This is a genomic window from Thalassospira sp. B30-1, assembly GCF_015767575.1.
GTDB lineage: Bacteria > Pseudomonadota > Alphaproteobacteria > Rhodospirillales > Thalassospiraceae > Thalassospira > Thalassospira xiamenensis.
This window is the reverse complement of sequence record NZ_CP065232.1, coordinates 4,237,361-4,248,599: the sequence shown is the minus strand read 5'-3', so window position 1 is coordinate 4,248,599 and position 11,239 is coordinate 4,237,361. Positions and strand designations below refer to the sequence as shown.

At 55.3% G+C, this 11,239-nt stretch carries 10 protein-coding genes; 6 read left to right on the top strand and 4 right to left on the bottom strand.

All coding sequences use genetic code 11. The features are described 5' to 3' along the window. The first annotated feature begins 37 nt into the window (after positions 1-37). From IT971_RS19805 to IT971_RS19795, 3 genes are read left to right on the top strand one after another with little or no spacing between them, the layout of a single operon-like run. On the top strand, positions 38-997 hold the full coding sequence (locus tag IT971_RS19805) for a DMT family transporter (RefSeq protein ID WP_063092517.1): 960 nt from the start codon (positions 38-40) through the stop codon (positions 995-997). Between the two features lie 48 nt (positions 998-1,045). Then, positions 1,046-1,546: a DinB family protein gene (locus IT971_RS19800; RefSeq protein WP_063092518.1), complete on the top strand. Its 501-nt coding sequence runs from the start codon at positions 1,046-1,048 to the stop codon at positions 1,544-1,546. Continuing rightward, complete coding sequence (locus IT971_RS19795; protein ID WP_063092519.1) at positions 1,546-2,211, top strand: LysE family translocator; 666 nt, start codon at positions 1,546-1,548, stop codon at positions 2,209-2,211. The genes IT971_RS19800 and IT971_RS19795 overlap by 1 nt, the downstream gene beginning before the upstream one ends. Positions 2,212-2,385: 174 nt before the next feature. Here the strand turns inward: IT971_RS19795 and IT971_RS19790 are convergent, their stop codons facing one another. The 3 genes from IT971_RS19790 to IT971_RS19780 all read right to left on the bottom strand — a co-directional run bounded on the left by IT971_RS19790 (position 2,386) and on the right by IT971_RS19780 (position 5,244). Beyond that, positions 2,386-3,612 carry a sodium:proton antiporter gene (locus IT971_RS19790; RefSeq protein WP_063092520.1) on the bottom strand — a complete coding sequence of 409 codons (1,227 nt, stop codon included), beginning with the start codon at positions 3,610-3,612 and terminating at the stop codon, positions 2,386-2,388. A gap of 31 nt (positions 3,613-3,643) precedes the next feature. After that, a complete protein-coding gene (hisN, locus tag IT971_RS19785) occupies positions 3,644-4,429 on the bottom strand; it encodes a histidinol-phosphatase (RefSeq protein ID WP_063092521.1) in 786 nt (261 codons plus the stop codon). 107 nt (positions 4,430-4,536) lie between these two features. Continuing rightward, a complete protein-coding gene (locus IT971_RS19780; RefSeq protein WP_007088801.1) occupies positions 4,537-5,244 on the bottom strand; it encodes a cytochrome c family protein in 708 nt (235 codons plus the stop codon). A gap of 335 nt (positions 5,245-5,579) precedes the next feature. Here IT971_RS19780 and IT971_RS19775 point away from each other — a divergent pair, with 335 nt between their 5' ends. Continuing rightward, complete coding sequence (locus IT971_RS19775) at positions 5,580-6,320, top strand: 3-deoxy-manno-octulosonate cytidylyltransferase (protein ID WP_063092522.1); 741 nt, start codon at positions 5,580-5,582, stop codon at positions 6,318-6,320. An 81-nt stretch (positions 6,321-6,401) separates the two neighbouring features. After that, positions 6,402-7,262, top strand: coding sequence for a prephenate dehydratase (locus tag IT971_RS19770; protein ID WP_007088803.1), 861 nt, complete (start codon positions 6,402-6,404; stop codon positions 7,260-7,262). Between the two features lie 106 nt (positions 7,263-7,368). Here the strand turns inward: IT971_RS19770 and IT971_RS19765 are convergent, their stop codons facing one another. Beyond that, positions 7,369-9,039 (bottom strand): methyl-accepting chemotaxis protein, encoded by a 1,671-nt coding sequence (locus IT971_RS19765; protein ID WP_063092523.1) that lies wholly within the window; start codon positions 9,037-9,039, stop codon positions 7,369-7,371. A gap of 375 nt (positions 9,040-9,414) precedes the next feature. Between IT971_RS19765 and IT971_RS19760 the strand changes: the two genes are divergently transcribed. After that, the gene (locus IT971_RS19760) at positions 9,415-11,226 is read left to right on the top strand and encodes a DEAD/DEAH box helicase (protein WP_063092524.1); all 1,812 of its coding nucleotides are present in this window, start codon (positions 9,415-9,417) and stop codon (positions 11,224-11,226) included. The last annotated feature ends 13 nt before the right edge of the window (positions 11,227-11,239 follow it).

Genomic DNA, 11,239 nt, shown 5'->3' with positions numbered 1-11,239 from the left:
CCTAAATACCAACGATTGATTTCGTTGGAGTGCCGTCATGGGCCCGCTTGGATTATATAGTGTTGTCGTTCTGATCTGGGGAAGCACCTGGATCGCAATCCAGTATCAGCTTTCGGTCGGGCCGGAACTGGCTGTTGCCTATCGTTTTGTCCTGGCGGCAGTAATTTTGATGGCATGGTGTGTTATCCGCCGTTTGCCTATGCGCTATTCCCTGCGTGATCATGTGTTTATGGCGGCCCTTGGCATATGCCTGTTTTCGCTGAATTACGTACTGATTTACATCGCAAGTGCGCATTTGACGTCGGGTCTTCTGGCGGTAGTGTTTTCGACCATCGTGATCATGAACATGATTAATGGTGCGATCTTTTTCAAGCGACGCCCGGAAACCCGGACATTGATCGGGGCGGCAATCGGGCTTGGCGGGATTTCGCTGGTGTTTGCGCGCGATCTTGCAACGTTTGATCTGGCAGCAGGTGGTAGCGTTGGGTTGCTGGTTTCGCTTGCGGGCAGCTATATCGCGTCGCTTGGAAATATGGCATCGGCGCGCAATCAGGCGCGCGGCATTCCGGTCCTTCAGGCGAATGCTTATGGCATGATGTATGGCTCGATCCTGTTGATCGGATACATCCTTGTTACCGGTATTCCGTTTACCTTTGACACCAGTCCGTCCTTTGTCGCTGCGCTGATTTACCTTTCCCTGTTTGGCTCGGTTCTGGCGTTTGGCTCCTATCTGACACTTCTGGGCAAGATCGGCCCGGATCGCGCGGCATACAGTTCCGTCATGTTTCCGGTAGTAGCGCTATTACTGTCGACCTGGTTTGAAGGATTTGTCTGGGACAGCAATATCGTTCTAGGCGTTGGCCTGACTTTGCTGGGTAATATCGTGATCCTGACCAAACGGATGCCCAAACCGCCCGTCCTTGCCATGAACACAACAGCAGATGCGACAGGTGGTGCTAACCAGACGACAAGCCCCTGTGACGCAAAGGCCGGATAAAGCTTTTGAAGTGACGGGGGGAGGCGGAATCAAGATGGATGAAATATTATGAACGGAGTTGCCTACTTTCAACGCATGGCCAATTATAATGCGTGGGCGAACCAGCATATTCTGGACGCATGTGCGGGTCTTGAAGCGGGCGAACTTACCGCCCCGCGGGCTGCTTTTTTCCCGTCGATCATCAAGACACTGAACCATCTTTTGGTGGCGGATCGTCTGTGGTTGGGGCGTCTGGTCGGGGTGCCTGAACGTCTGGCGCTTGATGCCGTGCTGTACGCCGGATTTTCAGAATTCCGAACCGCGCGTAAGGCACAGGATGCCAAAATCATCGCCTTTACCGAACAACTTGACGCGGACACATTGGCAAGTGATCTGTCCTATCAATCGATGCTGGCCGGGGCATATACACTGCCGCGCGAGATTGTCTTGGCGCATATGTTCAACCACCAAACACATCATCGCGGGCAGCTTCATTCCATGCTGATCGAGGCCGGTGCCAAGTCACTTTCGATGGATCTGGTTTACTATTGCCTGGAGGTCGATGCGTGATGGCCGATCTTCTGATCCAATATACGCCGTTTCTGATTGCCGCCCTGTTGCTCAATATCTCGCCCGGGCCTGATCTGGCTTATATCAGTGCCCAGACCGCGATCCATGGTCGCAAGATCGGGGTGTTTTCCAGTCTTGGCGTTTGTTCCGGTGCGTTTGTCCATGTGGTTGCCGCAGCCCTTGGGCTTTCGGCCATTCTGGCCACATCAACACTGGCATTCTCGGTGGTGAAATGGGTTGGTGTGGCATATCTGGTGTGGCTGGGGATTGGTGCCTTGCGCAGCAGTTTTGCCAAACGTGGTCCGGATGATGCGGCATCTGAAATATCTGCGGTAAAGCGGACTCCGATACCCACCATGACAGCGTTTCACGCATGGCGTCAGGGCGCGATGATCGATGTCCTTAATCCTAAGGTCGCGATTTTCTTTATGGCGTTTCTGCCCCAGTTTGTTAACCCGGCGGCGGGGGATGGTGCGATCCAATTTCTGGTGCTTGGTACCCTGGTGAATGTCATCGGTTTTTGTGTCGAGACGGTCGTGGTGTTTGCCATCGGATTTGCCGCAACCCGCCTTCGGGCTAACGGGGCGCTCGGTATCTGGCTGCAACGTTCTCTTGGCGGGATGTTTATCGCGTTGGGTGTCCGGTTGGCGCTGACCGAGCGTTGATAATCGAATTCGTCACCCTTCGTTCCCAACCGGTTGGGAAGGATGACGATGCCGGGCTTTTGCATTCAGGCGCAAAGGTCCTTGGTCCGGATTGGTAGCCGGGCCCTCTGGATTTTGCACTCCATCCAGAGCTCTCTTACTGCAAACCAAGACTTGCGCCCGGCTGGGATATCCTCAGGACCGGGCGCCTTTTTTTGCAAGGTGACGCACCAGCATATTTGAAAGCGGGGCAGCCGACAGACCATGTGCGGTTACGCTGATGGCGACGATCATGACGGCGGCAGCAATAAGGGATTCATAGCCCTTCGGATCGATCATGGTGATCATGATCAGCAGGTAAATCACCGACGCGATGCCGCGTGGGCCAAACCAGCCGACATAGAGTTTTTCCGCCAGACTATAGGGGCTGCCGATCATGCAAATCCAGACACAAAGCGGGCGCAGGATCGCGAGGCTGACAATCGAGAAGATCAGCATCTCCCATGTCCAAAGCTGATACACAGCCGGGATAACCACCAGACCGAAAATGAAGAAGGTCAGCATGGTAAGTAGTTCTGATTCTGCTTCGCCAAAGCTTTCGATAGTTTCGCGGACCTTTTCGGAGAATATGTTCAATGCAAGACCACCAGCGAAGGCCGCGACAAAGCCGTTTCCGCCGAGCTTCTCAGACAGGAAGAAGATGAAAAGTGCTGAAAGCACGCCAAGCAAGCGTTCGAACCGGTCAAGGATGGTGTTGGTGGTAACCGCGTGATTGACGATCTGGCCGATGACATAGCCAGCCAGAAGTCCGACCCCGGCCCCGACGGAAATTTCGATGATCGCCTCGGTCAGCCAGTTGTTGCTGCCTTCACCGACAAGGTCGGCTTCGAGCAATACAACGGCTGTGAATATTGGTAAAACCAGCCCGTCATTCAGACCGCTTTCGATATTGATCCCCTGTCTGATCGGATCGGGAACCGATTTGTTTTCCAATACCGGTCGGCCAAGGGCCGCATCGGTCGGGCTTGCAATCAGGGCAAGGATCAGTGCCGGAAGAATCCCGATGGAAGGGTGAAGGCCAATGATGAAAGCCCATGTCACACCGATGGTCAACGGCAACCCGATCAGGAGCAACCGGTTGGCAAGCCGTATGGCAGGTTTTTCCTTGCGATAGTCAAGGACAGCGGAATCAAGAAACAGAATGATCGCCAGCGTCATTTCGGAAAACCCGGTGGCGAAATGGATGCGATCAGCGAACGGGGCAAGGGGTGCTTCGTGCCATATGCCCAATGGCAATGCGATCAACGCACCGGTTATAACCATCATCATCGGCGAGGATATGTTACGCCGTTGCAGCCTGCGCGATTGCAGGCCGTAAAGCAGTCCGGTTCCCAGAAACAGGATGATGACCCATTCGAACATGATGCGGCCTAACGGAAAGCGGGCACAGAGATCAGACCGTTGCTGCCCGGATGGTCGAAAGAACGTCCTGATGGCATCGGGCGTCGCCACTCGCGATGACGGAACCGTCACTGAAAATCGTCAGCGGCTTGCCCTGCCAATCGGTCATAACGCCACCGGCACCTTCGACGACCGGGACAAGGGCACAAAAATCATAGGCCTGCAAACCACATTCAACCACGGTATCGGCAAAGCCAAGGGCAACCAACCCATAGGCATAGGCATCAACGCCATACATCGGCTGCCGACATTTGTTCGAAACTGCCTTATAGGCGCGCGCGGAGGCATCGGTGCGGAACAGCTCCGGTGCGGTGGTAAAGAAGGTGGCAGCATCAAGCGTTTCGCATTCGCGGGCGTTGATTTCGTCACCATTCATTGTGCTGGCGCGACCCATAACACCAACCCAGCGTTCATTGGTGATGGCCTGATCAATAATGCCAATAACGGGAACACCTTTGTGGCACAGGGCAATAAGTGTTGCGAAACTTGGCTTGCCAGCGATGAATGACTTGGTGCCATCAATCGGATCAAGGACCCAGACAAAATCGGCATCAATATTGTGGTGGCCATGTTCTTCGCCAAGAATTCCGTGATCGGGAAGTTCCGCAATCAGGATTGCCCGCATCGCGGTTTCAACTTCGCGGTCGGCAATGGTCACCGGGCTTGCATCGGCCTTGACGTCCACGGCAACAGGGGTGCGGTAATACTGGTGTACGACCGGACGGGCGGTATCGGCCAGTTTGTGGGCGATCTCCAGAAAGTGGTCGAGATTTTCCATTAAAACGCATTCCTTGTTTTGAAACGATTAGTGGCAAACGAAAACAGGGGACAGTTACCTGTCCCCTGTAAAAAATCAATCGATTATCCGGTGAATTTCCCACCCCTTTATTGGGCGGGTGCTTCACCCTCTGCTGCGGGCTCTGCCGGTGCATCAGCGGCAGGTGCTTCTTCAGCAGGGGCATCGTTGGACTCCGCGGCCTCGGCCGGGGTATCTGCTGCTGCATCTGCTGCGGCGTCGGTGCCTTCAGCTGCGGTGGCTTCTGCCGGATCAGGATAAGGCAGCGGATTGTCCGACTTGCTGTTAAGCCATGCGATGACAGCAGCGCGATCTTCGGCCTTTTTCAGACCCCCGAAGCTCATTTTCGTGCCTTCGACATAATCGCGCGGCTTGTACAGGAAGTGGTTCAGTTCTTCCCAGCCCCAGGTTCCGCCATGGTTCGCCATGGCGTCGGAATAGGCGAAGTCATCCTTGTGGGCGAACTTGTTACCGACGATGCCATAAAGGTTCGGGCCGGTTTTGTTCGGGCCGCCATTCTCGGTGTCGTGGCAGGATGCGCATTTTTTGAAGACTTTCTCGCCTTCGGCAAGGTCAGCTGATGCCAGCAATGCAAAAATCGGTTCTGGTCCAGCCGGCTCTGCCGGTGCGGCAGCCGGTGCGTTGGCACCAGCCATCAGATCCTCGGAGAACGGGTAAACGGGCGTTTCCAGTTCTTCGGGGTGCACAAGAGCACTTCCGATCTTGCCAACAACTATAACCAAAAGCACAGCACAGATAACACCGGCGACGATCTTGTTGATTTCCATCGTTTTCATGACGGGATCCCTACAGCCTAATCACTCTCAGGTTTCTTTTTAACAGCTGACCCATGCGCCCCCAAAACGCTCTTAAAGATCACAAGAACGCGCATGCGACAGCAGGTCAGACCGGTCGGAGGGAAACTATACGTTTCAGAGATTTGCATCAACCTTTCTTAAACATAAAGGCGAAAACAGACGAGATATACCTTCGTCATATTCAATTCCGTCTTTCGCAGAATCCCCAAAACCGGCTATTGTCCCGCCGATTCACGACATTGCTTCTTGCACAGGTGATCAGACGCGCGCTTTGCGCGAGATCAAAGCAGGATCAAGCCAGACCGGAGGCCTATATGACTACGCCGCGCAACCCCGTTGTCGTTATTCCTGCCCGTATGGCATCGACACGCCTGCCCAACAAGCCGTTGGCTGATATTCACGGCGAACCGATGATTGTTCATGTTTGGCGCCGGGCAACCGATGCAGGAATCGGTCCGGTTATCGTCGCGTGCGCCGAACAGGAAATTGCCGACGCGGTAACGGCGGCTGGTGGTATTGCCGTTTTGACCGATCCGGATTTGCCAAGCGGATCGGATCGGGTGCATCAGGCGTTGCAAAGCTTTGACCCGGATGGAAAATACGACGCCGTGGTCAATGTTCAGGGTGATCTTCCGACGATTGATGCAGCCGATATTCGTGCGGTTTTTGAGCCGCTTGTCGATCCGAATGTCGACATCGCGACTCTGGCGGCTGAAATCACGCGGCAAGAAGAACGTACAAATCCCAATGTGGTGAAGGCGGTAGCGGCCTTTGGTGCCGGTCGTGTGGCGCGTGCGCTTTACTTCACGCGGGCAACGGCCCCGCATGGCGACGGGCCGCTTTACCATCATATCGGTCTTTACACCTATCGCCGGGCAGCACTTGACCGGTTTGTAAGTCTTCCACCGGCCGAACTTGAAAAGCGTGAAAAGCTTGAGCAGCTGCGCGCACTTGAAAATGGCATGGTGATCGCGGTTGCGCTTGTGAACGGCGTACCGCTTGGCGTCGACACCCCGGAAGACCTTGAACGCGCACGACTTGTGCTGGGCTCGTAATTAGGCTTTTCTATGTTTTGTCTGGCGGTAAAGCCGCGGGGCATGACATGGAAATCATATTAGATATCAGGAAACAACCAGATGACTGCCCAACAACGTATCGCTTTTCAGGGAATGCACGGTGCCTACTCCGATCAGGCAGCGCGGCGCGCCTTTCCCGGTGCGACAACCGTGCCTTGCCGGACGTTTGAGGGCGCATTTGGTGCATTGCGCGATGGTGATGTCGATCTGGCGGTGATTCCGATTGATAACACTCTGGCCGGTCGTGTGGCGGATGTTCACCACATTTTGCCTGACTCTGGGGCGCATATCATTGGCGAGACGTTCCTGCGCATCAACCACGCGCTTGTCGCAGTTCCCGGTGCCAGGATTTCGGATATCAAGGAAATCCGAAGCCACGTTCACGCGCTGGGCCAGTGCCGTAAAATCCGTCAGGAACTTGGCGTGAATACCGTTGTCGGGCCAGATACGGCAGGCTGCGCAAAGGAAGTGGCCGATCTGGGCGATAAAAGCATTGCTGCGATTGCCCCGGTTCTGGCCGCAGAGATTTATGGCCTTGATGTGCTGCGCACCGAGGTCGAAGATGCGGCACATAATACGACCCGTTTCATCATTCTGGCGCGCGAGCCGCTTGATATCGCCAATGACGGCACGCCGGTAGTGACAAGCTTTGTCTTCCGCGTCCGTAACGTTGCGGCGGCCCTTTACAAGGCGCTTGGCGGTTTTGCGACCAATGGGATCAACATGACCAAGCTTGAAAGCTATATGGTCGAGGGGCATTTCACCGCAACCCAGTTCTTTGCCGAGGTCGAAGCCCATCCAGAACAGCTTGGTCTGCGCCATGCGCTTGAAGAACTTCAGTTCTTCTCGCACGAGGTCCGGATTTTGGGTGTTTACCCGTCTCATTCCTTCCGTCGGGAAAATGATCTTCCCGCCGAATAGATCGGCTTAGATCCTTTTCGATAAAGAAAACGGGCCATTTCCTGCGAAATGGCCCGTTTTGCTTAAGCCACATCCGTTTTGTTTGAGGCTATTTTCTTCGCAGGAATCAATTCTCAGCCTGCTTGATCAGATCGTTCGAGAAGCGGTGAATGATCTGTGTCAGTTCCGAAGACCGCGACGAAAGTTCTTCGGACGCGTTGCGCAGATCGCCCGCATGGGTGGTTGTGCTTTGCGCGTTCTTCATGGTTTGATCGACACTATACGAAATCTGTTTCACGCCATCCGCACTGCGATTGGCATTGCCCGCGATTTCCTGTGTGGCTGCACCCTGTTCTTCAATTGCCGCTGCAATGGCGGTTGACGCAGACCGGACCTGATCAATGGTTTCCGACACGCGCGAAATACCCGTAACCGCACGCTCGGTACCTTCGACGATGCCGTTGATCTGGGCCGCGATTTCCTCGGTCGCGCGCCCGGTCTGGGTGGCAAGGTTTTTGACTTCGCTTGCGACCACCGCAAAGCCCTTGCCCGCATCACCTGCACGGGCGGCTTCGATGGTTGCGTTCAGGGCCAAGAGGTTGGTCTGGCCCGCGATGTCGTTAATCAGGCTGACGATTTCCTTGATTTTATCAACGGCTTCGGACAGGCCGCCAACATCCTCAGAGGCGCTTTGGCTTTCATGCGTTGCGCGTTCGACAGTATTTGACATCTGGGAAATCTGAACGTTGATTTCCGTGATCGAGGAAGAAAGTTCCTCGGTCGCGGCGGCAACCGCGTCAACGTTCTGTGACACGGACCCGGCGGCAGATGCAACCTGCTGGCTCTGATCAAGAATGCCTTCGGCGTTGTGTGACATACTAACTGCAAGTTCACCGCTGCGTTTAACCGATTGGTCAACGGCACCGGCAATACCACCAACTTCGCTCTCGAGTTTTTTGGCGATGTTGCGGATATTGGTGCGCCGTTCTTCTTCGGCTCTCTGTTTCTGGATGGCGGCGTCTTTTTCAAGCTGCTGGGCCTGCGCGGATTTGTCACGCAGGGCAAGAACGCCAGATGCCATGTCGCCGATTTCGGTAAAGTTGGAATCCGTCTCAACTGGTGCCTGATAATTGCCTTCGGCAATTGTCGCGATCGAACGGTTCAGGCCGACGATGCTTTTGGTGATACGGGTGCCGACGAACCAGGACAACACGCCGGCGATGACGATCGCGATCACAGAGATAATCGCGATACGTTGCATCACGGACTGAAATTCTGCGGCGACGTCATCCATATAGACACCCGCACCTAATGCCCAGTTCCAGCCCGGAATCGGACGAACATATGCGGCCTTTTCGACCAATGTATCGCCCATGCCTGGTTTTTTGGTTTCATAGGTTATCACGCCACCACCGGCCTTGGCGGTTTTGACGATCATCTGGCGCACTTTACTGTCGGGGTTGCATTTGCCGACATCTTCGGGGCTGAGCGGATCAAGAACCATGCAATGGTTATAATCGGTGGCGTATATGTAGTTCTCCCCATCAAAGCGATACGCATTGAGCAATGAAAGCACTTCTGCCTTGGCGGCGTTTTCATCCATATCGCCCGCTTTGACCTTGGCAATATATGAATCAACGATCGTTACCGCGCCCTCGGTCAGATGTTCGATCTGTTCGAACTTACCGTTACGCAGGCTGTTTTGATAATTCAAAGCGACTGTCGCGATAATCGCGAGAAGTGTCAGCAGGCAGATGGCCGGGATCGAAAAAATCCCCGTAACAACCCGAAAACGCATATTTCTTCCCCTTACGCGTTATTTAAGCGACCGATAATGCACACAAATTAGACATGCATAGATTAATTCCGCGTTACATATGGGAATGGTGAATGCGTTTTTGCATGGCTGCCCGGCGCAGGGATTGATTGACTTTGTTCTGGGGGGCATGTATCACCCCGTTCATTCCTTCGCTTGTAGGGCAGATTGAGCTGTCAGGAACTGTGTGAAAAGGCGAGGGCGGCGATGACGTGATGACGTCATGGCCTCATCATATGCCTCTCATGCAGGGTCCGAAGCAGCGGCTTGATCGCCGTGCACCGGTCGCTATTGCTGTCGAGCAGGCACATCATGGCGCGAACATGGCGCCGACCGGATTTTGAAGGACTTTCCTTTATGACTAATTTTGAAGGGCTCAACCTTATCGAGCCCCTGCTGCGCAACGTTGAAGCTTCTGGTTTCACCGCACCGACCGAGATTCAGGCAAAAACCATTCCGGCTTTGCTTGAGGGTCGTGACCTGATGGGTATTTCCCAGACGGGTGGTGGTAAAACCGCTGCTTTCTGCCTTCCGCTGTTGCAGCGCCTTGCCGAGAACCCGAAACGCCCGGCACCGGGCCAGCCGCGCGCGCTTATTCTTGCGCCGACGCGTGAACTGGTAAACCAGATCGGTCAGTGCCTGCGTGATTTCAAAAAAGGCATTCGCCTGTTCTCTTCTGTTGTTTACGGTGGCTCGCCGATGGGCCCGCAGATTCAGGAACTGCGCCGTGGCGTTGACATTCTGGTTGCGACCCCGGGTCGTCTGCTTGACCACATGTCACGCAATACCATTCGTTTTGATGACATCGAAGTCTTCATTCTCGACGAAGCCGACCGTATGCTCGATATGGGCTTCTCGGAAGACGTTCTGACCGTTGCCGAAGTGCTGCCGCGTGATCACCAGACGGTGATGTTCTCGGCAACCATGCCGCCGGCTGTCAAACATCTGACCGACCGTTTGCTGAACAATCCGGTTAAGGTTGAAACCGCGCCGCAGTCCAGCGTGACCGAGCGTGTGACCCAGCGCGGCATGTTCGTGAAACGTCACGACAAGACCTCGCTTCTGGTTCAGTTGCTGAAACGTCAGGAAAGCGAACGCGTTCTGGTTTTCACCAAAACCAAAGCCGATGCGGACGAGCTTTCGTTCCAGCTGCGCGATGAAGGTGTCGATACCGACGCCATCCATGGTGACAAGCAGCAGCGTATTCGCCAGAAAATCCTGCGTAACTTCCGTAATGGCCAGTTCCCGGTCCTGATTGCAACTGACGTTGCTGCACGTGGGATTGACGTTCCGGGCATCACGCATGTCATCAACTATGACCTGCCAACCGATCCGGAAAACTATGTGCACCGCATTGGCCGTACCGGTCGCGGCAGTGCCGAAGGCATCGCGATTTCGTTCTGCGAGCCGCGTGACGTTCGTCATCTGCGCAACATCGAACGCGTGATCGGCCAGCAGGTCGAGATCGACGAAGATCATGAATTCCATTCGGCTCCTCCGGCCCGTTCGTCAGGTGGTGGCGGTCGCGGCGGATTTGGCGGTGGCCGTGATGGCGGTCGTGGTCGTGGCGGTTTCGGCGGCGGCCGTGATGGTGGTCGTGATGCCGGCCGTGGTGGTCGCGGTGGATTTGCTGGTGGCCGTGATGGTGCCCGCGACGGCGCCCGTTCATTCGGTGGTCCACGTCGTGCCGAAGGCGACCGTGATGGTGTGCGCCGTTTCGAAGGGGATCGCGAAGGCGGTCGGGCTTTTGGTGGTGATCGTGACGGTGGTCGTGATGGCGGCCGTCGTTTTGGCCAGTCAGATCAGCCGCGTGGTGATCGCGGTGGTGATCGTCCGGCCCGTTCGGATCGCAACGACCGCGGTGGTGACCGTTTTGATCGCAAGCCGCGCTTTGATCGCGCTGCTGCCGACCAGCGCCCTGATCGTGCAGAGCGTTCTGATCGTACCGAGCGCACGGACCGTGGCACCAACTTCCGCCCGCGTGGCGAAGGTGCACCGGCACGTGATGGCGAGCGTCGTTTTGCTGACAAACCACGTGGCGAACGCGGTTTCAAAAATCGAGATCGTGATACCCGCGGTCGTGATTTCAGTGATCGTCCGCGCCGTGCCGAAGGTGGTCGTGGTGAAGTCCGTGGTGGAAACCAGGGCATGAAGCGCCGTTCCGCCTAAGTCATTTTGCCTT